18 protein-coding genes are annotated in these 20,631 nt (G+C 56.6%); 6 read left to right on the top strand and 12 right to left on the bottom strand.

Going from position 1 to position 20,631, the window contains the following annotated elements; genetic code table 11:
• Positions 1-237 precede the first annotated feature (237 nt).
• The 4 genes from fdxA to AC2FFE_RS01505 all read right to left on the bottom strand — a co-directional run bounded on the left by fdxA (position 238) and on the right by AC2FFE_RS01505 (position 4,416).
• Positions 238-576 (bottom strand): ferredoxin FdxA, encoded by a 339-nt coding sequence (fdxA, locus tag AC2FFE_RS01490; protein WP_353007833.1) that lies wholly within the window; start codon positions 574-576, stop codon positions 238-240.
• A gap of 65 nt (positions 577-641) precedes the next feature.
• Entirely contained in the window at positions 642-1,007 is a 366-nt protein-coding gene (locus tag AC2FFE_RS01495) for an RNA-binding S4 domain-containing protein (RefSeq protein WP_496845666.1), read from the bottom strand.
• 6 nt (positions 1,008-1,013) lie between these two features.
• The gene (locus AC2FFE_RS01500; protein ID WP_496845667.1) at positions 1,014-3,824 is read right to left on the bottom strand and encodes a helicase-related protein; all 2,811 of its coding nucleotides are present in this window, start codon (positions 3,822-3,824) and stop codon (positions 1,014-1,016) included.
• Positions 3,825-3,846: 22 nt separating this feature from the next.
• Entirely contained in the window at positions 3,847-4,416 is a 570-nt protein-coding gene (locus tag AC2FFE_RS01505; protein WP_480827537.1) for a tetratricopeptide repeat protein, read from the bottom strand.
• Between the two features lie 69 nt (positions 4,417-4,485).
• Here AC2FFE_RS01505 and AC2FFE_RS01510 point away from each other — a divergent pair, with 69 nt between their 5' ends.
• From AC2FFE_RS01510 to AC2FFE_RS01525, 4 genes are all read left to right on the top strand, one after another.
• Complete coding sequence (locus tag AC2FFE_RS01510; protein WP_496845668.1) at positions 4,486-4,776, top strand: SCP2 sterol-binding domain-containing protein; 291 nt, start codon at positions 4,486-4,488, stop codon at positions 4,774-4,776.
• Complete coding sequence (locus AC2FFE_RS01515; protein WP_496818588.1) at positions 4,776-5,723, top strand: alpha/beta hydrolase; 948 nt, start codon at positions 4,776-4,778, stop codon at positions 5,721-5,723. Before AC2FFE_RS01510 ends, AC2FFE_RS01515 begins: the two co-directional genes overlap by 1 nt.
• Positions 5,724-5,827: 104 nt before the next feature.
• Entirely contained in the window at positions 5,828-7,648 is a 1,821-nt protein-coding gene (locus tag AC2FFE_RS01520; RefSeq protein ID WP_496845669.1) for a M3 family oligoendopeptidase, read from the top strand.
• Between the two features lie 171 nt (positions 7,649-7,819).
• Entirely contained in the window at positions 7,820-9,667 is a 1,848-nt protein-coding gene (locus AC2FFE_RS01525; RefSeq protein WP_496818590.1) for an amidohydrolase, read from the top strand.
• Positions 9,668-9,718: 51 nt separating this feature from the next.
• Here the strand turns inward: AC2FFE_RS01525 and AC2FFE_RS01530 are convergent, their stop codons facing one another.
• The 4 genes from AC2FFE_RS01530 to AC2FFE_RS01545 form a co-directional block, all read right to left on the bottom strand.
• Entirely contained in the window at positions 9,719-9,988 is a 270-nt protein-coding gene (locus AC2FFE_RS01530) for a DksA/TraR family C4-type zinc finger protein (protein WP_496845670.1), read from the bottom strand.
• Positions 9,989-10,044: 56 nt separating this feature from the next.
• Complete coding sequence (locus AC2FFE_RS01535) at positions 10,045-11,019, bottom strand: Gfo/Idh/MocA family protein (RefSeq protein ID WP_496818592.1); 975 nt, start codon at positions 11,017-11,019, stop codon at positions 10,045-10,047.
• A 141-nt stretch (positions 11,020-11,160) separates the two neighbouring features.
• Positions 11,161-12,057, bottom strand: coding sequence for an RNA polymerase sigma factor RpoH (gene rpoH, locus AC2FFE_RS01540; RefSeq protein ID WP_496818593.1), 897 nt, complete (start codon positions 12,055-12,057; stop codon positions 11,161-11,163).
• Between the two features lie 146 nt (positions 12,058-12,203).
• Complete coding sequence (locus AC2FFE_RS01545; protein WP_480548955.1) at positions 12,204-13,238, bottom strand: RluA family pseudouridine synthase; 1,035 nt, start codon at positions 13,236-13,238, stop codon at positions 12,204-12,206.
• Between AC2FFE_RS01545 and AC2FFE_RS01550 the strand changes: the two genes are divergently transcribed.
• Complete coding sequence (locus AC2FFE_RS01550; protein ID WP_496818594.1) at positions 13,237-13,542, top strand: DUF6476 family protein; 306 nt, start codon at positions 13,237-13,239, stop codon at positions 13,540-13,542. The genes AC2FFE_RS01545 and AC2FFE_RS01550 overlap by 2 nt on opposite strands.
• Before the next feature lie 12 nt (positions 13,543-13,554).
• Here the strand turns inward: AC2FFE_RS01550 and AC2FFE_RS01555 are convergent, their stop codons facing one another.
• The 4 genes from AC2FFE_RS01555 to AC2FFE_RS01570 all read right to left on the bottom strand — a co-directional run bounded on the left by AC2FFE_RS01555 (position 13,555) and on the right by AC2FFE_RS01570 (position 19,216).
• A complete protein-coding gene (locus AC2FFE_RS01555; RefSeq protein WP_496818595.1) occupies positions 13,555-15,462 on the bottom strand; it encodes an ATP-grasp fold amidoligase family protein in 1,908 nt (635 codons plus the stop codon).
• A gap of 25 nt (positions 15,463-15,487) precedes the next feature.
• On the bottom strand, positions 15,488-16,543 hold the full coding sequence (locus AC2FFE_RS01560) for a glycosyltransferase family 2 protein (RefSeq protein WP_496818596.1): 1,056 nt from the start codon (positions 16,541-16,543) through the stop codon (positions 15,488-15,490).
• A gap of 31 nt (positions 16,544-16,574) precedes the next feature.
• On the bottom strand, positions 16,575-17,237 hold the full coding sequence (locus AC2FFE_RS01565; protein WP_496818597.1) for a class I SAM-dependent methyltransferase: 663 nt from the start codon (positions 17,235-17,237) through the stop codon (positions 16,575-16,577).
• A 95-nt stretch (positions 17,238-17,332) separates the two neighbouring features.
• Positions 17,333-19,216: a glycosyltransferase family 2 protein gene (locus AC2FFE_RS01570; protein ID WP_496818598.1), complete on the bottom strand. Its 1,884-nt coding sequence runs from the start codon at positions 19,214-19,216 to the stop codon at positions 17,333-17,335.
• Positions 19,217-19,731: 515 nt separating this feature from the next.
• Between AC2FFE_RS01570 and AC2FFE_RS01575 the strand changes: the two genes are divergently transcribed.
• Positions 19,732-20,532, top strand: a complete 801-nt coding sequence (locus AC2FFE_RS01575; protein WP_496845671.1) for a hypothetical protein — start codon at positions 19,732-19,734, stop codon at positions 20,530-20,532.
• Positions 20,533-20,631 lie beyond the last annotated feature (99 nt).

A 20,631-nucleotide genomic window follows, 5' to 3' on the forward strand; every position in this document is an offset into this window, starting at 1 on the left:
ACAAGCGGGGACTGTTTCAGCCCCGACAGGCGGCATATTTGTCATAAATTCAGAACTCCAAAGCGAGCATACTTACGGAGTGCATCCCGATCTCAGTCATCATGTAAGGACTGAGTATATCACAAAAATGCGACACCCGAAAGTTTACCTTAGGTAAAATCGCAATATTTGCCATAATTACAGCGAATTAACACGCTGTATTGAGGAACATCAGCCCCAAGGTGCGTGGCGAATCGCTTACCCGCCCTCGCCGGGCGCTTCGGAGAAGTACTTCTCCATCTTGCCTTCTTCGCCGTCGCGTTCTTCTGCTTCGGGCAGCGGATCCTTTTTGGTCACGATCACCGGCCAAATTTCTGAAAACTTACGGTTAAACTCGACCCAGGTCTCCATTCCCGGCTCAGTGTCCGGACGGATCGCATCGGCGGGGCATTCGGGTTCGCACACGCCACAGTCGATGCATTCGTCGGGATGAATGACCAGCGCATTCTCACCTTCGTAAAAACAGTCCACCGGGCACACTTCGACACAGTCGGTGTATTTGCAGGCGATACAGTTTTCCGTGACGACATAAGTCATTGCTGAGTTCCCGTATGATCTTTGGCGCTTAGCTAATTCAGACTGTCCTTATCTTCAAGGTCAGATCAGTCATCCAGCCTGCGAGAAAGATCAATTGCTCGCCGATCTTTCTTGGTTGGACGACCTTTTCCCTCGAAACCCGGATTCATGGGTCGTACCTCCTGATTCGGGGTCAAATCCGAATACAGCGTTTGTGCCTCTGAAGCGGGGCCACGCCTGTTACCCAGCGCTTCAACCTTGACGACCCGAACAGTGCGGGCCTGTGGGAAGGTTAAAACATCGCCGGGTCCCACCGCCTGAGCGGTTTTCAGCACCCGGTTTCCATTCAATCGCACATGGCCTCCGCTGACCTGTTTGGCCGCCAGGCTGCGGGTCTTGAAGAACCGCGCCTGCCAGAGCCATTTGTCGATCCGCAGCTTGGCCTGATCCATGACGGATCAGTTACCGCCCTTCAAACCCATCAGCGCGGCTGCAAACGGGTTGTCAGGGTCAATTGCCTTTTCCTTTTTCGGAGGACGGGACGAGAAGGATTTTGCGCCCTGCGGCTTGCCGCCCTTCTTGCCTTGCGGCTTACGACCGTCCTGAGGTTTCCCACGCGGCTTGCCTTTGCCCTGCCCCTGCTCGCGGCGCGGGCCACGGTTCGGCTGGCGTTGGCGACCCCATGTGAAGGTGTAGAACACTTCAACTTCGGGTTCATCATTTTTGGGTTCTGCTGCCGGGGCCTCGGCTGCTGCTTCGGTGCTTTCGGTGGCCTCGGCTTCCGCCTCGGCGGGTGCGGTGACCTCATCACTCGAAGCCTCAACTGCCGGGATTTCTTCGGCGGCGGGTTGCTCAGCCGCTTCAGTCGCAGGTGCCTCAGCCGGTGCGGCTTTGATCTTTTCGCGCTCACCGCGTTCGGCTTTGTAGCCCAGACCCTGCATCAGGTCCGCGAACTGATCCAACGTCATACCGGTGATCGAGAGCATGTCTGGCTTGGCTTCAAAGCCACCCCGGCTGTCCTCAGCACGCAGCATGTCGGCGAGACGTTCCAGCATGTCGATGCGGATCGAGCGCTCGCCCGCATCGCGGTAGCCACACATGGTGTCATAACCCTGCGGCGCATCCTTGGCGACCGGTACAGTGACCAGACCCGGAGGCGGTGCCTCGGGGAATTCCTGCAGACCACTGGACAGCGCCCAAAGAACCAGGCGCAGGCGCGTGGGCGCGGGCTTCAAAAGCAGTGGCATGAAGATGGTGAACTGACCGAAGCGGATGCCGTGCTTGCGCAGCGCGCCGCGGGCGTCCTGATCCAGATCCTTGACCTCTTGCGCGACCTGCGCGCGGGGCAGCACGCCCAGTGCCTCGACCATGCGGAAGGCAAAGCCTTTGGCCAGACCGGACAGCTCCTCGTCCCGCGACAGGTTCAGCAGCGGCTCGAACAGCGCGGCCACTTTGCGGTCGATGAAGTGCTGCAGCCGGCGCTGTACTTTCTGCTCGACATCTGGGCCTGCGGCCTCATCCACAAAAACCTCGACCATGGGCTTGAGCGGTTCGGCCCCGGCAACCAGTTTGCCGACAGCATATTCGCCCCACATCAGGCCACCCTGATCGGTGAAATCAATTTCGGTATCGGGTGCATTGTAGAAGCGATCGGCACGCAGATGGAATTGCGGCGCGAGGGCTTGCAGAGACGCCGATTTCAAGGCTTTCGCCTCAGCCCCTTGCGCAGCCTTGTCCGGAGAAAACCGGAACCCTTCCAGACGACCGACGAATTCGCCTTCGACGGTCACTTCACCCTTGTCATTCACTTCGGCCAAAAGGGCCTCCTTCTGTTTGAGCCGGCGCAGCAACACGGATGTGCGCCGGTCCACAAATCTTTGAGTCAAACGTTCGTGAAGAGCATCTGACAGCCTGTCTTCTACAATGCGCGTCTCGTCCCGCCAATGCGATTCGTCACGGACCCAGCCGTTTCGTTGCGCAACATAGGTCCAGGTGCGAATATACGCCAACCTTTTGGAAAGAGCATCGATATCGCCATCTGCCCGGTCGATACGTCGCACCTGCCGGGCCATGAAATCATCGGGGATAGACCCGCGCTCGTGTAGGTGGCCAAAGATCACTTCGAGCAAACCTGCATGTTCGGCGTGGCTGATCCCCCGGAAGTCGGGAATACGGCACACATCCCATAGCAAACGGACCGATGGCCCATCGCTGGCGCGGGCCACAACCTCGGTCACTTGTGACAGGGATTTCAGGGCGTTCAGGTCATCAGCCGGGCGCGCCTTAACCAGGTTTTCGCCCTGGGGACTGGCCTCAAGCGCGTCAATCAGTGCCTCAATCGAGCCAAAACGAAGGGCAGCATTTCGCCAATTTAGCTTTTTCATCGGCGTAAACCGGCTGTCCATGATCGCCTGCGCCACGCCTTCATCCAGCGGCGCGGCCTCACCGGTCACACCGAAGGTGCCATCTGACATGCCCCGCCCAGCCCGGCCTGCGATCTGGGCCAGCTCATTCGGGGCGAGCGGGCGCATCCGGCGGCCATCGAATTTGGACAGGGACGAGAACGCCACATGGTTCACATCCAGGTTCAACCCCATCCCGATGGCATCGGTCGCGACCAGATAGTCGACCTCACCATTCTGATAGAGATCGACCTGTGCATTGCGCGTGCGCGGGCTAAGCGCGCCCATCACCACCGCCGCGCCACCCTTCTGGCGACGAAGTAGTTCGGCGATGGCATAGACATTGTCGACCGAGAAGCCGACGATGGCGCTGCGTGCGGGCATCCGGCTGATTTTCTTCGAGCCGGAATAGACCAACTGCGACATCCTCTCGCGCCGTATGAACTGCACCTCGGGGACCAGCGCTACAATGGGGCCGCGCATGGTATCCGAACCCAGAAACAGGGTCTCATGGGTTCCACGGGATCGCAGTAAGCGGTCGGTGAAGACGTGACCGCGTTCCGGATCAGCGCAAAGCTGGATTTCGTCGATGGCGACAAAATCAGCCCCCATCCCTTCGGGCATCGCTTCGACCGTACAGACCCAATACTGTGCACGGGGCGGCACAATCCGTTCTTCGCCCGTGACCAGAGCCACAACAGACGGGCCGCGAATGGCGACGATCTTGTCATAGACCTCGCGCGCGAGCAGCCGCAGCGGCAAGCCAATGAGGCCCGTTCGATGCCCCAGCATGCGTTCGATTGCGTAATGGGTTTTGCCTGTATTCGTCGGGCCAAGTACGGCCACTACCCGGGATGACCCGCTCACCTGTGCCCCCTGCCCCAGTGTCTCAGAGAGATGAGCCCTCGACCTGAGGCTTTAGTCGATTCACCGCATTGGTTACTTCTTCGTGATGGGGATGTATAGCCAGCGCGCGCTGATAGGCATCGAATGCGCGCTTGGGCTTGCCCACAACCTCAAAGATCAGGCCCAGCCCATAGATGGCCTCGTAGTTATTGGGGTTCAGGGTCAATGCGTATTCCAGATCGGCAGCGGCCATGCCGAAGCGCTCCTGCCCAAAGAAGGCCGAAGCTCGCACATGCCAGCCTTCGGCGAAATCAGGGGCGTGATCTGTCAGGGCTGTCAGATGCTCAATGGCGGTTTCGACATCCCCATCATCCAGCGCCTCTCGCCCGCGCTCTAACAGCAAGTCTGCCGAGGCCGAGCCGGATTGAGACCAAAGTGCCTGAAGCTGACGGTCCAGACCAATGGCCTGCTGCGGCGTTGATTGCGCCAGTTGCTGTAACAACTGAGTCTCATCCCGGGAATCAGCCTCTTGCGCGACGCAAGTTCCGGAAATCATGACTAGCAGCGCGATTGCCGCAACGGTACCTTTGAGATTGTTTGTTGCAATGCCCATAACAATGCTCAGTGTAGCGTTGCGACCGGGGATGTCCATTCACGGCGCACAAACAAAATGAGGAGCACCATGAGCGACACTTTGGAAGCAGCCGTATCCGCGCTGAATGAAAAACTGGCGGGTGGCGACTTTGACGCCTCGGCCAAATTTGCAATTGCCGATCTGGGCGCAATCATTCTCGATTCGGACGGTGCGCGCATCAGCGATGACGACGCAGACGTCACCCTAAGCGCCGATGCCGATACGTTTCAGGAGATTCTCAGCGGCGCGCTGAACCCCACGGGCGCATTCATGTCCGGCAAGCTGAGCGTAGATGGTGACATGGGCGTCGCCATGAAGCTTGCCTCGGTGCTGGCCTGATGGAACTGTCGCCGGCCCCCTTTTACGAAGATGTGGCCGGCGGTCCCGCCGGTGGTGCGGCTCATTGGTTGCAGACCACGGACGGGCCCCGCATTCGCATGGGCCATTGGCGGCCTCAGGGCGATGCAAACGGCACGGTATTTATGTTTCCGGGCCGAACCGAATATATTGAAAAATACGGCAGCACCGCTGCGGAGTTTTCCGAACGCGGGTTCGCCATGTTGGCTGTCGACTGGCGCGGTCAGGGCTTGGCAGATCGGTTGCTGGACAACCCCCGCATTGGCCATGTGGACCGTTTCCCGGACTATCAGCATGACGTGCGGGCCGTCATTGATCTGGCCACGCAGCTTGACCTGCCGAAACCCTGGTATGTGATCGGGCATTCGATGGGTGGGGCCATCGGGTTTCGCGCGGTTGTCGAGCAGGGATGCTTTGCCGCCTGTGCCTTCACCGGCCCTATGTGGGGCATATTCTTCACGCCTGTCATGAAACCGCTCAGCCGTCTGACGGCCTATTGGGGCACTGCGCTTGGCCTCGGCGAACGGACACCGCCGACAACCTCGCTGGACAGTTATGTGCTGTCGCAGCCGTTCAAGGACAATGTGCTGACCCGCGACGCGGCGATGTTCAAGATGATGCAGGAACAGTTGACCGCACATCCTGAGTTGTCGCTTGGCGCACCGTCCAACCGGTGGCTGCGCGAGGCGTTAACAGAATGCGCCTGGCTGATGGATCAACCCGCCCCTAATACACCCTGCCTGACCTTCCTGGGCAGCCACGAACAAATCGTGGACCGTAAGGCGATCCGTACCCGCATGGCCAACTGGCCAAACGGCACGCTGGTCGAAATCCCCGATGGCGAACACGAAGTGCTGATGGAAGCACCCGATGTGCGTGGCCCGGTTCTGGATCAACTGGCGGCTCATTTTCTGGCGCATTCGTCATAGGGCCTCCTTAACGCATGCGTTGATAACGGTTGTGCCAACTGCCCGCTTGTGATCCCGGCGCGGCAGCCCTAGATGTTTGCCAAAGCAGTTTCAAAAGGTGATCTATGCGCGACCTTCCCTTTCCCGTCCGTGATGCAAACGCTGTTGGTGGTACTGACAATCTGGGCAACCTGCCGGAATGGGATCTGAGCGATCTTTACGCATCCGAGGACGCGCCTGAACTGGCACGTGATCTGGATTGGCTGGAAGATGAATGCGCCTCTTTCGCGTCAGACTACGAAGGCAAGTTGGCCGATCTGGATGCCGATGGCCTACTGACCTGCGTGCTGCGAAACGAAAAGATCAATGCAATTGCCGGGCGGATTATGTCCTTCGCTGGTCTGCGCTACTACCAACTAACCACTGATGCGGATCGCGCGAAATTCCTGTCGGACATGCAGGAAAAGATTACTATCTTTACCACGCCACTGGTCTTCTTCACCCTCGAACTCAACCGCATCGACGATGACGTGCTGAAGGCGCATTTCGACGCGAATACCGATCTGGCGCGATATGAGCCGGTCTTCCGCCGCATCCGCGCGATGAAGCCTTATCAACTCTCTGATGAGCTGGAAAAATTCCTGCACGATCTGGGCGTTGTTGGCGATGCCTGGGAACGCCTGTTCGACGAGACCATCGCGGGTCTGACCTTTGACGTTGACGGCGAAGAACTGAACATCGAAGGCACCCTGAACCTGCTGACCGAGCAGGATCGCAGCAAACGCGAAGCGGCGGCGCGCGAACTGGCATCGGTGTTTCAGGACAACATCAAAACCTTCGCCCGTGTGCACAACACGCAAGCCAAGGAAAAGGAAATCGTCGACCGCTGGCGCAACATGCCGACTGCGCAGACCGGGCGTCACCTGTCGAACGATGTTGAACCCGAAGTTGTCGAGGCCCTGCGCGAAGCAGTCGTGGCCGCCTATCCCAAGCTGAGCCATCGGTATTATGAACTGAAACGCAAATGGCTGGGGCTGGACGTTATGCAGGTCTGGGACCGCAACGCGCCCCTGCCGATGGAAGACACACGCATCGTTGGCTGGGATGAGGCCGAACAGACAGTGATGGACGCCTACAATGCGTTCGATCCGCGTATGGGAGAGATCGCGGCGCCCTTCTTCTCAAAAGGTTGGATTGATGCAGCGGTAAAGCCCGGCAAAGCGCCGGGTGCGTTTGCGCACCCCACCGTGACCGACGTGCATCCTTACGTGATGCTTAACTATCTGGGTAAGCCGCGCGATGTGATGACTCTGGCGCATGAACTGGGCCACGGCGTGCATCAGGTGCTGGCCGCTGATCAGGGCGAGATGCTCTCATCCACGCCGCTGACACTGGCCGAAACCGCATCGGTCTTTGGAGAAATGCTGACCTTCCGCAAGATGCTGGATCAGGCAGAGACTCCGGAACAGCGCAAGGTGCTGCTGGCCGGTAAGGTCGAAGATATGATCAACACGGTCGTCCGCCAGATCGCGTTCTACGACTTCGAATGCAAACTGCACGCCGCACGCCGCGAGGGCGAATTGACCCCCGATGACATCAACGCCCTGTGGATGAGCGTTCAGGCCGAAAGCCTTGGTTCCGCGTTTGAATTCATGGACGGATATGAGACCTTCTGGGCCTACATCCCGCACTTCGTGCACTCCCCCTTCTATGTCTACGCCTATGCCTTTGGCGACGGCCTCGTGAACGCGCTCTATTCGGTTTATGAGAGCGGCGCCGAGGGGTTCGAGGACAAGTATTTCGAAATGCTGCGCGCTGGTGGTTCGAAACACCACAAGGACCTGCTCGCCCCGTTTGGACTGGACGCCAGCGACCCGAAATTCTGGGACAAGGGCCTATCGATGATCTCGGGCTTTATTGACGAGTTGGAAGCGATGGAAAGCTGAATCAGGACAGGCCAATAATCGCTTTGTCCGCTTCGCGGACAAAGCTGTCTTTGACTTTCCAAATGATTGCAACGTTAACTCGTCGCCAATCGTCTGCCAAACTGCGGCGACCGCCCTGCTGCGGTTTCTAGGTGCCACGTCAAATTGAGAAGTTACTGAGAGCCGATCTAAATGACCAAACATGTTTATGGATGCGCTTGTTGTAGCGCGGATTTCGGAAAGCTGTTTCGCTCGAATGTTGCTGTCGGCGACCTCAGGGAAAAGGCGGCATCGGGCGACGGCTGGTCCTGTAACTGGGGCTTTGATCTGGGCAGCCTCGGGCGGCGGGACTTCCTGAAAGGCGGTGCGGCAGCGGCAGGCCTCGCGGCTATGGTACCTGTGCAGGCTCAAGCACAATCCAACACGACGATCGTCTTCACGGGGGGTACCGTCCTAACCGTGGACGACAATTTTTCCGAGGCCGAAGCGATTGCCATCCGCGGCAACCGCATTCTGTCTGTCGGAACCGAAGGCGAAGTCCGGGCCGTTGCCGGCGCAGATGCGCTTGTCGTCGATCTGGCCGGCAAGACCGTGTTGCCCGGTTTTGTCGATCCGCACACCCATGTGATCGCCGGGTCCGTCGTCGACGCGGTAATGGAATACGTTGGGATGGCGCGCTTTGCCACAGTGGCGGAGGTTTTGGATCATATAACCCAGCGGGCCGCTGGAACGCCTTCCGGGGAGTGGCTCGTCTTTCGGAATTTAGATCCTGCGGTTCAGGAAGGTCTGGATGAACTAACCTTCGCCGACCTCGACCCGATCTCGACGGATCATCCAATTTTTGTCTTCAATGCCTCCGGGCACCTCGCGTATGCAAACTCTACAGCCTTCGAAGTTGCCGGAGTGCCCGCGGACGTTGAGAACCCGTCGGGCGCTGAGTTCGTCCGCGATGCCAACGGCAACCTGACCGGCGTCATGAAGAACAACGTGTCTTTCCTGCAAGTCCTCAGGGCGTACCCGGCGCTTGCAACGACGGAGCCGGTGGACGCTGTCGTCGACTTACTGTCGAAATGGAGCCAACATGGCCTCACAACCGTCAGTGAATTGAGCCTCGGTGGCCTCTCGCAGTCGCCTGTGGATACGCAAGTACTGCTTGGCGCCGCCGCCTCCGGACGACTGCCGGCGCGCATACGGGCTTATCCCTTCTATACCATCGGTGCCGAGGCGTGGGACGAGGCTGGTGTGGTACCCGGCACCGGAAACGCCATCGCGCGCGTCACGGGCTACAAGCTGGTGGCTGATGGCTCTAATCAGGGCTTTACCGGCCTGCAGAGAGAACCCTATCTCAATTCCGACAGTCTTGGACTGGCCTATACCGCCCGTGAAGACCTTATCGACCTTGCCGTAGACAGAGCGACCAAGGGCTGGCACCTCGCGATACATGGCAATGGCGATGCCGCAATTGACAACGTGCTTGACGCCTGCGAGGCGGTCCGCGACGCGGGTGTCGACATGTCACGGGTCCGGGCGCGGATCGAGCATTGCTCGATTCTGCACGACGAACAGATCGCACGCATGAAAGACCTTGGGGTTTCGGCCAGCTTTCTGATCGGGCACGTGCACTATTGGGGCGTTGCAATGCGCGACGAGGTCTTTGGTGAGGAAAAGGCGCAATTGCTCGACCGCTGCAAGAGTGCAGAGGACGCTGGTGTTGGCTTTTCCTTGCATTCGGACTTCATGGTGACCGACCCTGTGCCCCTGCACATGATTGAGATGGCGGTCACGCGGAAAACATGGAAGGAGCCAGATTATGTTCTGGCCCCTCAAGAACGCATCTCAGTTGAGTCGGCCATCCGGGCGGTCACATCCGAGGCTGCGTGGCAATTGTTCTCTGACCATGAGATCGGAAGTTTGGAGCCGGGCAAGTTCGCCGACCTAGTGATCCTCGACAGTGACCCTCGCGCTGTCGACCCGGACAGCCTTAAAGACATCAAAGTGGTCGAAACGTGGATGGACGGGCGGCAAGTCTACAAGGCCTAGGTTACACTGTAATTTGGGTTCTGCTCTGGGCTCAAAGCAGCCAAACCAACCTTACCGCAACTGACTGTCCTTCGACCCGCGTCGATTGATCCCACCGCGTGCCTTGAATGCCCCATCCCGCTCCTGCTGGCACTCCAGACACAGCTTCACACCCGGCAAGGCGATGCGTCGTTTCTCGGGGATCGGTTCCTCGCATTCCGCGCAATGGGTCAGGCTTTCTCCTACGGGACGCTTTTGCACCCGCATCCGGGCCAGCTCGTCCGATATCGACGCCTCGATCTGTTCGCTTACAGCGCCATCGCGTGCCCAGCCGCCTGCCATGGGGTCTCTCCTGTGTCCAAGGTGGTCAGGATAGCCAAGCCAGCGCGTAAGGCAAGTTACAGGGCCACGGCCCCATCAAACACCCGATCAATCATCTGTTGTGTCCCGCGCGAAAATTCCAGCGGGCACGGGTAGTCGGCACCGTCGCGCACCGACCGGCAAAACGCCTCAATCTGCAGCTTATAGTGATCATCGCCTGGAAAGCGCATGACCTGCATCTCAAGCCCGGGGCAGTGCAGTTCCACCCGCGCCTCGCCAAAGACGCGCGCGTTGAACGGGGCTGTCAGGCGGATCACGCCGCTTTCGCCGTGAAACACCATTTCCTGATGCGGGTGCATCCGGATCGAAACATAGGCCGAATAGGTGAAATCAGGAAACTGCGCGCGGATTTCGGTAAAGATGTCGATATCGTTCTGCCAGCGTATCGCCGATTGAACGCTGTCAGGCTCTTGCCCTGTCGCAAACCGCGCCGAGCCGATCACATAGACGCCTATGTCCCGCAGGCCGCCGCCGCCTGTTTCCGCCTTATTGCGGATGTTTCCAGTATCCGCGCGGTTGTCGAAGCTAAACGCACCGGTCACATGCGCCAGCTTGCCGATTGCCCCATCGGTGATCAGTTTGCGGACCAACTGCCACTGCGGGTGGTGGACAATCATATAAGCCTCGGCCGCCAACAGACCGGTCTGATCGCGTTTGTCGATCAAGGTGTCGAACTCTGCGGCGCGCATGGTCATCGGCTTTTCGCACAGAACGTGCTTGCCTGCGTCCAGTGCCTTCAGGCTCCATTCCACATGCATGTGATTTGGCAAAGGGATATAGACCGCATCAATCTGAGGGTCCGCCAAGATCGCATCATAGCTGTCATAGACATGCAGATCCGGGCAAAATGCCTGAAACGGGGCGGCCTTCGCCGGATCCGAGGTCGCAAGCCCATAAAGCTGTGCGCCGTCCGCCGCGTGGATTGCAGGGGCGAGATATTGCTGCGCGAATTTCGAAGCCCCAAGAACGCCCCATCGAACCGGTTTCTGCATTTTCCCCTCCCGTTAGCGCAACCATAGCTGTTTTCTATGTAGCGGGAGATGACGGTGCTGTCATGCGGCTTTCCACCCGATCGGCCAAAAGAAAACCGGCTCAACTGGGTTGAGCCGGCTCCACCTGCATTCGACGTGCTTTTAGGCCGTGCTGAGCATGCCCTTTTCACGGGCCAGTTCGCGCATCTTCTTTTGCAACTTCTCAAAGGCGCGCACTTCGATCTGACGGATGCGTTCGCGGCTGACATTGTACTGCGTGCTCAGTTCTTCCAGCGTAACGGCCTGATCCATCAGACGTCGCTGGGTCAGGATATCTTTCTCGCGATCGTTCAAGACATCCAACGCAGCGGCAAGCAGCTCGCGCCGGGCTTCCAACTCATCGCGCGCCTCATAGTCACCGGCCTGGTCGGCATCTTCATCTTCCAACCAGTCCTGCCACTGCATGGTACCTTCGCCTTCGGACCCCACGGTCGCGTTCAACGAGGCGTCACCACCGGACATCCGGCGGTTCATGCTGATCACTTCGTCTTCGGTCACGCCCAGATCTTCGGCAATCTTCTTGACGTTTTCAGGACGCAAATCACCTTCTTCCAGCGCTCCGATACGGGCTTTGGCCTTTCGGAGGTTAAAAAACAGTTTCTTTTGCGCTGAAGTTGTACCCAGCTTGACCATCGACCAAGACCTCAGGACGTATTCCTGAATCGAGGCGCGAATCCACCACATGGCATATGTAGCCAGGCGGAAGCCCTTTTCGGGGTCAAACTTTTTGACCGCCTGCATAAGGCCCACATTAGCTTCGGAAATCACTTCGGCCTGCGGCAGCCCATATCCGCGATAGCCCATGGCGATCTTAGCCGCCAGACGCAGGTGCGACGTGACCATTCTATGCGCGGCTTCAGTGTCTTGCTCTTCAACCCAACGCTTGGCCAGCATGTATTCCTCTTCCGGATCCAGCAGAGGAAACTTGCGGATTTCCTGCATATAGCGGTTCAGGCCGCCCTCAGGCGTCGGTGCGGGGAGATTTGCGTAATTGGCCATATATGATGTCCCTCCGACAAATGTTTAGCTCTTTAACATAGGAGATAGGTAAGGAACCCACCCCTTTCAAGAGGTACCGTTAACAGTTTGGAATTAAGCTTTGGTAAAGGAAAGATAAGAAAACCTTACTCACAGCAGTTTGCGGATTATGTCAGCGGCGCATGCAGAGTGTCGATCAAAACCTGCATATCGGCTGGCAATTCGGCCTCAAACCGCAGGTTTTCACCTGTGACCGGGTGTTCAAAGCCCAAAACTGCGGCATGCAACGCCTGACGTGGAAAGGCGCGCACCGCCTCGGCAGTTGCGGCGCTGAACGCTTTGGCCGCCAGCTTGCGTTTGCCGCCATAGACAGGATCCCCCACCAGCCCGTGGCCAGCATGGGCCATATGGACTCTGATCTGATGCGTGCGACCGGTTTCCAGCCAGCATTCGATTAGCGCCAGCCCCACAGGATTGCCAAAGCTCTCGACGACCCGTGCGCGCGTGACGGCATGACGCCCGCCATGAAACAGTACAGCCTGTCTTTGCCGGTCCGTCTTATGCCGCGCCAACTGCGTGGTTAGCCGCATGATGTTGCCTGGCTCGAAGCTTACGCCCTTCACCCCACGCAAGCGCGGATCATTGGCATCCGGCACCCCGTAGCAGATGGCACGATAATAACGCTCAACACTATGCGCCTCGAACTGGGCGGCCAACCCGTGATGCGCCGCGTCTGATTTAGCGACGACCAGCAAGCCACTGGTTTCCTTATCTATTCTATGAACGATACCGGGGCGCTTGACGCCACCGACTCCGGAAAGATCATCGCCGCAATGATGCAACAGCGCATTCACCAGCGTTCCCTTAGGCGAGCCTGGCGCCGGATGTACGACCATGCCCGCCGGTTTGTTGATCACGATCAGGTCGGAGTCTTCAAAGACAATCTCCAGCGGAATATCCTCGGGGCCGATATGGCTGTCTTCAGCCTCGGCAACCCAAATAACCACCGCAGCTCCCTCGGCCACTTTGTATTTCGGATCAAAAATTGCGACACCATCAATAGACACTGCGCCCTCTTCGATCAGGCGGGCCAAGCGGGTGCGTGACAGGCTCTCATCGGCTGGCACATCCCGCGAAAGGGCCTTATCAAGACGAGGCGGCGGATCGGCCGCGATCTGAAACTCTATCTGGCGGGTGCCCATGACTGTTCCTTCCGACCCCCAAGACGAACCGCAAGAGACGTCGCAATTGCGATTGCTGCGGCGCATGGTCATGCTGCTGACCGCGGTGATGATTGGCGGGGTTCTAGTGACATTCGCACTGATTGTCATCCGCCTATCGGACCGCACCCCCACCCTGCCCGATCAGGTCGAATTGCCCGATGGCGCACGCGCGCAGGCGGTGACGATTGGCAACAACTGGTACGCCGTAGTGACCGATGACAACCGCATCCTGATCTTCGACAAGACGACAGGTAACTTGCGGCAAGAGATACCCGTAGACTAAACCGGCGCTGCTTTAGTTCGGGAACAACCGCGTGCCCGTCCACGCATCGCCCAACTGAGTGTCCAGCTCGGGCGTGCGCATCTGACGTTTCCCTCCAAACGGGCAGAGTGTAATTTCACCAAGGTAAATCTTGTCGCCAATCGCATAGAGGTCGACCCGCGCGAACTCGACCCGTTGGCCAATGGCTTCAGCGATCTGTACCATATCGTCATAGCGTTCTGGCTTCGGCTCCGTATCTTCGCTGGTCTTGAAGTACAACTCTTTGGGAATAAAGTTGAAACCCCGATCATGGATCATCTGCACATGCCCGCGCGAGCGATCCCGGTCGACCTGAACCAGCTGAACCCGCCCGGCGACAACCCAGAATTTCCAGTCGATGATATCCTCACCTTCGGCAGCGAGATCTTCTTCGATAAAGTACTGCGTATCGATGGTTGCGTACCACCATTCGGCCGCCCAATATCCCTGAGGGAGCCGCCTTCTGTTCCAATAGTTCATGCGTTCGTTGGCCAATTTGCGGTCTTCATCGCTTAAAGGCCAGTTGATACGGCAATTTTGACTCTGTCCGTTGTTTCGCTTTAGCCAATAACTACCGAGTTCTAACTCCAGGTCATCGGGCAACCTGGGAATTGCAGATTGCCAATAGCGCTTTATCGGTGACAGAAGCTTCTGGGCGGGTTCCGGCACACAGCTTTCCACTATCAACTTGTTCGCCGGAGATGCCTCTGGCAAATCGGCAAACAGCTTCATGACCAGCAGCTTTTCTGTCAGAGTCTTAGGGTTCGAAAGGTCCGGTAAATAGTGGTGATGGCTTGCAAATCGCGACAGAGACATCGAAAGCGCGTTTAGACGGGTCGCGTCACTGATGTAGAAATCCCAGCCGCGTTTGTGGCCCGGCAAAGCCTCGCGGTTCACGCCGTAAAGGTTAGCTTCACGAATTTTATCCAGCTCATTTTGCGCGGTTTGCAGATACGGCTCATCTTTAGACACTTGCGCGACGGACATGACGCCATTGGTTGCCCGACTGATGGCCTCTTTGCTGATCCTCAATTCCGGTAGAACCTCGGGAAACTCAATTTCTTGCCGCTCGCCCCTGCGCCTGCGTGGCAAAGGGGCACTTGCTGGGTTGATGCCCAAGCTCCTTAGCCTGCGGTCCAAAAAGGAGTATCGCTTGACGCCTTTGGCGATCCACCACCGCATGCGGCGCCCCCAAAGATGCACGGTCAGTGTATCGTCTTTCAGATAGGTATCTCGAAACTCCCGCGAGTGAATATCGTTCGCCTGCCCCGTTTGCCTGAACGGGAGGGGGTAGAAAACCGAGACAGAACTTGCGTGTTTTATCTCACCATAATGCGTAAGGTACCATGTCAGTACACCCGGCCCGTAGACGCTATGCTCCTGATCAGAGGCATGGGGCAGTTCTCCGGCCACTTTTTTGCGTTCCAGTTCTGCCCGCTCTTCACCTTCAATCCAAGGTCGGATCGGGAACGGATCAAGGCTATATTCGGTATAATCGCGCAATGCTGGGCTGTCGGACGGTAACCGCATGATTGCGTTGCAGATCGTCGTTTTGTTGAAATAGCCGAATATGTGATCCGCTTTTGGAATTGGCGCGAGCGACAACACATCTGTATCACACCATAGGAAATCAGTTTTTTTCATCAGTTGCAGGCGAAAAATGTCTGACTGCGGAACGGGCGTTTTGAACTGGTTGTTCATGATGAATTGCTGCGGCTCATGGATTTCATTGGCCGAGACCAATTCGATGCCTTCGGGGACGTTCTCGACTTCACCGTAATGAAAAAGCACTACTTTGTGGCCGGTTGCCACAAAAGACAGCAGACACATCTGCTCAAGAAAGCTCAGCGGGCCTTCCAACCAGAGCATTCCAATCGTCGGAAGGTTATTGTCGACAACCATTAATTCGCTACTCCGGGGGCTCTATTTACGTATCCGGTTGATTTTGATCGGATGGGCGAGACAAGGGCTCGCTACTGACGCGCTCATGTACTCCCCGGTCCTTTTTGACAAACTTGGCCGCAGGTTTTTCCAGAAGCTTCTGATAAATATCTTGGTATTCAGGCATCTGCATGAGGTTGGTAATCAGCTCTTTGTGCCAGCGAAACGCTTTGCGGTGGAACCGCCTGAGCGCGTCATCGGATTTGAACTGCTCCAACATCTCTGCCGTTTCGTCCTGATATCGCAGAATGGTTTCATCCTTGGAACCACCCCGGTTCCAGCGGTCCCAATAATCCGTTCCAAGCGTATGTGACGAATGGTTTGCCCGTCCACGGCTGCGTTTAACCAGATACGCCTGGGTTGAACGCACCGCATAGTGGTTGATCTGTGCAACCTCAAACCCAAATGGCGGCGACACGTGATTTCCAAAGGGGGCGGGTTCCCTTGCGTGGCCGCCGGGTACAGACCGGAACACGCTGGACTGGCACTCGGGCCGGGGGTGTGGGTTGTGCAGACCGAAGCGGTTGTAAAACTCTCCCTGCCGGAATATCGATTTCACAAAGCGCCGCCCGGCCCCGCCTTCCTCAAAATCCAGTTCGCTGTCATGGAATTGAGCCGTAACAGGGGAATCGCGCAGCACATGCCGACCACTGTTCGAGAATATCTTCCAAGGGATCGAGATCACGTCCACATCGGGCGTCGCCTCGATCAGATCGTCAACCTTGTGGTTGCCAACATGAATATTCAGAAACTCGTCAGCGTCGCAGACATAAATCCACTTTGCTTCTTTAACCACGGGCAATCGACGCGCCTGCCTCAGGGCCGATCGGTGAATTCCCCCAACGCCGACCCGGTTGCGGCGAAACTCTACATGCCCAAGTTCCTGCAACCGTCGCAGGATGCGGTTGGTTCCGTCCGAACAATCGTTGGTGTAGACAATGATCTTATCAAAGCCGAGAACCTTGTGATGGGCCACCCATTCCAGGATATAGGGCCCCTCATTCTTCATGGCAGAGATGAGGATTTTCTCAGGGTTGTTCATCTGATGCGCTCGGTCTCAATACTGGGGCAGATTAGTCCTTTTTATCGACCTGAGGTTCGATTTTCTCGATCGCGATTTGTGCCCCTGCTATGGCTCTGATGCGCAGATGCCTTGGATACTGACCCAGGAATTCGTTCACGGCACGGATGACCCCATCCCCCCACCAGCCGCGACGGTGATAGTCGTCGAACGCCATGATGCCACCAATCTTCATCTTGGGGAAAAGCGCCGCCAGATCCGCCGAAACACCTTCGTAGGAATGATCCCCATCGACATAGGCGAAGGATATGCTGTCATCATCGAACAAGTTCAGAGCCGGGACAGAGAAGTCGCGGATAATGCCAACCTTCCCGTCTTCGATCTCTTTTTCGAACGACTTTTTGACCTTCTGAAAGATGGCTTCCATCTTTTCATCTTCGGTCCGACCGACAAAGGCTGTGGTGTGCGACTCTTCCCCGATATGTTTCCAGGGGTCGATCAGAAACAATTGGCTGGGCTCCAGCAGCTTCAGTATGGTCGGAGAAAACTCCCCCTGCCAAACGCCAATCTCAACCGCGACCCCACCTTTAGGCAGGCGGGACAGAAATGTCCGTCGGATGGCCTCTTTCGAATTTTTGCGCTTGGTTGCCTTGTCCGCCTTGGGTTTGGGCTGGCTTCCCGGCGCTACGCCAATCACCTTGGATTCATCTGACATCTCGACCTCACTTCGCAGACGGGTTTCAGCCTTGCTCAGAACCCGTTTTGTTCGTTGAGCTATCGTTACCACGCCAGCCCTTCAAGAACCAGAAGCTAAGTCTCTTCTGCGTTAAGTGGTGGTAACTTGTCGATCCCAAGCCACGGTGGTTGCAGGCTGGTTATCCTGTAACGGCTGGCATTCTGCCCCAAAAATGTGTTGATGGCTGCGTTCATCCCGCCATATGAGCCGCCGCCACGACGGCGATATGTGGTGAAGGCGATGCTACCCCCAGGGGCCAAAACACGGTCAATCCTGCGCAGCAACCCGTTCATAACCCGTTCGGACCGGACACCCCGGATCAAAACTACACCAACGGATTCGTCTTCGAAGAATTTCAACATCAAGGGAGGCAATGCACGATAGACGCGAAGACGACCAGCGATAATCGGTTCGCGAAAGTACTCAAGCAGCGCATAAAACGCGCGATCAAGATTCTGCAACTCTGGGGTCTGAGTTGTGTCCCGACAAGTGAACCGATCCCACGACAACCCCCAGGGACCTATGATCGTCAGCTGCGAGACAGCATCAACTGCGAGGATTTCCTCGACCAGCTCTGCCTCAACATGGCCGATCACAACCCAGGATTTCTTGCCACTTATCGAGTTCAGAAAGCTCTGGCGCTGCTTCTTAGTGCGCTCAAGTTCGGGGGTCGCTTTGGGCAGATACGCCGGATCCTTTGGGTCAAATGGCAGGGAAACTTGCTTCGCGTCGGTTATGACCGCGTGCTGAGCAACAGCCTCTTCGTAGTTCATTGTGGTATCCAAAGCATCCAGCCGCACAAACCAAGGATAGCTATTGGGTTTGGCATTCTCGATCTTGGACATCTTACCCAGTCGCGTCCATTTCGCAACCTGCGCAAACGTCACATCCGGGTCTTTGTAAGTCGCAGCATTGAAAGAAAGATCTGCTTCTTCCATAACCCCTAAATCCAGAGCTTTCACATAGCGTCCACCGCGAAAGTTCCTGTATTTCTTGATAAACTCTTTGGCCGCCTCGGTCTCTCGTATTCCGGCTATCCGATCCTTGTGAAACGCGACCGCCTTTTGATGCAGATGATTCAATACATCATCAGACCGCAACCGATCATAGCTGAGCTTCAGTCGATCCAGCCTAGACAGAATGGATTTTTCTTCTGTGTTGTTGAAACAGTGCAGGCGCCAGTATTCCTCGCCTGTTCCCTCCATCTTTCGATGGAATGATGAGGTTTTCACATCGCCTCGAAGACGCTTCATCAAATAGCTTTCAACGGACCGAACCGCGTAATGGTTCATTCGAAACAGCGATTGTCCGAATGCTCCGCCTGTTGTCAAATGCGCCCAGCCACGACGGCGGACCACCGGGGGCAAAGGATCGCCATCCCCATCCACCCAGTCGAATGTCTCGGCCTTACCCGGTATGGGACCACGTGGCCGGTGCGTGTTTATTGATCGGTATGATCCGTTGTTCCGAATCAAGGATTTAAACGCCCGCATATTGTGAGGGCTTACGACTCCCATTTCAGCCGCCCGGGTGAACTGTTCGATCACAAAGCGATCTTCGAATTCCACGACACCGTTGTGCCCAAATAGCTGCCATAGCGCTGCAAATCCATCCGCACGCGGCAAAGCCCGGAACAAGTCATCCAGTGTTCCGTCGCCAATGCGGATGTCGAAAAACTCATCCACATCGCAAACCATGATCCACTCGGCCTCTTTGTACCAGGGGTGCTTCATAGCGTTTTCATAGGCCGAAGCTTGCGGACCGTGCTCCCAAGGGCCGGGATTGTCGATATGGGCTAGAAACCCAAGCTCTTCGCAGCGCTTGAGAATAGCATCGGTTCCATCCGAACAATCATTTGAATTGACGATGAAATGTGTGAACCCTATCGACAGGTAGTAGGCGATCCACTCCAGAATAAACGGTCCTTCGTCTTTCATCGTGGATACGATTAGTCTCATCTATTCTCACCCGTGACCGTGTTCGGAACCGCAAGACTGCAAGCAAAACCGGGGCTTAGGCGGCACATGCAAGCGGTCTTGACTGCCTAGCTTTGTTACGGGTCCGTATTGTGCTTTGCAAGCGCGCGCACGTGATCGCATCGACACTATAGGCCAACAATTCCATCCGCCGCCCTAAAATGCGTCTTGCCACATGGTCCGCGCATCCTGCGCCACCACCAATGCGGTCTTGCCGAGGTCTCTGCGAAGTGACGCTTGAAGGAAGAACCGCTTCAGCAAGTTTGTCGCCGCGATGGGCGAACGCGGCTTTGAACGGATTGAAGACCTGCCCCGGTGGTTCGTGACACATCTGATTGCGGTTTGCCCTTCGTTCAGACGGATTCAAACGGGTCGAAACAGCATGGCCGGAAGACCTTTATATCGCCGTATTGCTGAGCAAATGTCGGTTGACGAGCATGTCTTCTAATCACTAGTGACATCTGACCCCGATCTAGCCGTAAGTAAGGATTACAGCATTGGATTTCGAAGTCGCCAGCTTTTGGTCCGGTTCCGCCTTGTCATGTGTGGAGAGGGTGTGCATCCAGTCCTTTCTGGACCATGGGTACACCTTTCACCTGTATGTTCTTGACTTGAGCCTCGATGTACCCAACGGCGTTGTCCTGCATGACGCAAGGGAAATTTATTCAGACGAAAACACGGAAAACCTGACAGGTGGGCGCCGACGCATGGCAGTCTATTCAGATATTTTCCGTATCTACATGCTGAAAGAGACCGACTATGTTTGGGTCGACCTGGATATCTATTGTGTGAACCCGCTGGATATCAAATCCGACTATCTGTTCGGGGTCGTCAGAAGAAAAAACGCGATGAACAATTGCGTTTTGCGGCTCCCCAAACACTCCCTAGCGTTGAGACTGATCCTGAATTTCCTGGAGTCCGAGGTTCCGATCCCTTTCTGGTTGGGGCGTGAGCAAGTGGACAAACTGGTCGGCCGATACGAAGCGGGTGAAACCATAACGTTGTATGACCTCCCCTGGACAACGACCGGACCCAGTGTCGCCCGCTGGGCGCTAAGCATCACCGGCGAAATCAGCCGTGGTCAGCATTGGCATTTGTACTGGCCGAGACGAGGCTTCCTTGATCCGTCACAGGATATTGAAGACTATGAACCCGATTGGGCACGGTTCCATCACTTTCAAGGTGAAACTCGGAGCAACATCCGCTCTCAGTTTGGAGGTATTCCCCCGAAAGGAAGCTACATTGATTTTGTTTGTCAACGGCATGGGGTAGATCCTGAAAAATACCCAGTCGTTTAGGAGACCGAAACAGATGCCTGTAGGATTGTCGGATAAACGGAAACTCTTCTGCACGGTTTCTTGTTTCTGCCGAATTCTCAGACGATCAGGTAAGCCACG

This window comes from Ruegeria sp. YTSA168, assembly GCF_059610045.1.

Excerpts from the sequence above, each read along its gene's own strand:
- AC2FFE_RS01525 (WP_496818590.1), top strand. The coding sequence starts at position 7,820 with ATGACCAAACATGTTTATGGATGCGCTTGTTGTAGCGCGGATTTCGGA.
- AC2FFE_RS01505 (WP_480827537.1), bottom strand. The coding sequence starts at position 4,416 with ATGGGCATTGCAACAAACAATCTCAAAGGTACCGTTGCGGCAATCGCG.
- AC2FFE_RS01545 (WP_480548955.1), bottom strand. The coding sequence starts at position 13,238 with ATGGGCACCCGCCAGATAGAGTTTCAGATCGCGGCCGATCCGCCGCCT.
- AC2FFE_RS01515 (WP_496818588.1), top strand. The coding sequence starts at position 4,776 with ATGGAACTGTCGCCGGCCCCCTTTTACGAAGATGTGGCCGGCGGTCCC.
- AC2FFE_RS01530 (WP_496845670.1), bottom strand. The coding sequence starts at position 9,988 with ATGGCAGGCGGCTGGGCACGCGATGGCGCTGTAAGCGAACAGATCGAG.
- AC2FFE_RS01550 (WP_496818594.1), top strand. The coding sequence starts at position 13,237 with ATGACTGTTCCTTCCGACCCCCAAGACGAACCGCAAGAGACGTCGCAA.
- AC2FFE_RS01570 (WP_496818598.1), bottom strand. The coding sequence starts at position 19,216 with ATGAGACTAATCGTATCCACGATGAAAGACGAAGGACCGTTTATTCTG.
- AC2FFE_RS01555 (WP_496818595.1), bottom strand. The coding sequence starts at position 15,462 with ATGGTTGTCGACAATAACCTTCCGACGATTGGAATGCTCTGGTTGGAA.
- AC2FFE_RS01560 (WP_496818596.1), bottom strand. The coding sequence starts at position 16,543 with ATGAACAACCCTGAGAAAATCCTCATCTCTGCCATGAAGAATGAGGGG.
- AC2FFE_RS01510 (WP_496845668.1), top strand. The coding sequence starts at position 4,486 with ATGAGCGACACTTTGGAAGCAGCCGTATCCGCGCTGAATGAAAAACTG.
- AC2FFE_RS01495 (WP_496845666.1), bottom strand. The coding sequence starts at position 1,007 with ATGGATCAGGCCAAGCTGCGGATCGACAAATGGCTCTGGCAGGCGCGG.
- rpoH (WP_496818593.1), bottom strand. The coding sequence starts at position 12,057 with ATGGCCAATTACGCAAATCTCCCCGCACCGACGCCTGAGGGCGGCCTG.
- fdxA (WP_353007833.1), bottom strand. The coding sequence starts at position 576 with ATGACTTATGTCGTCACGGAAAACTGTATCGCCTGCAAATACACCGAC.
- AC2FFE_RS01565 (WP_496818597.1), bottom strand. The coding sequence starts at position 17,237 with ATGTCAGATGAATCCAAGGTGATTGGCGTAGCGCCGGGAAGCCAGCCC.
- AC2FFE_RS01520 (WP_496845669.1), top strand. The coding sequence starts at position 5,828 with ATGCGCGACCTTCCCTTTCCCGTCCGTGATGCAAACGCTGTTGGTGGT.
- AC2FFE_RS01535 (WP_496818592.1), bottom strand. The coding sequence starts at position 11,019 with ATGCAGAAACCGGTTCGATGGGGCGTTCTTGGGGCTTCGAAATTCGCG.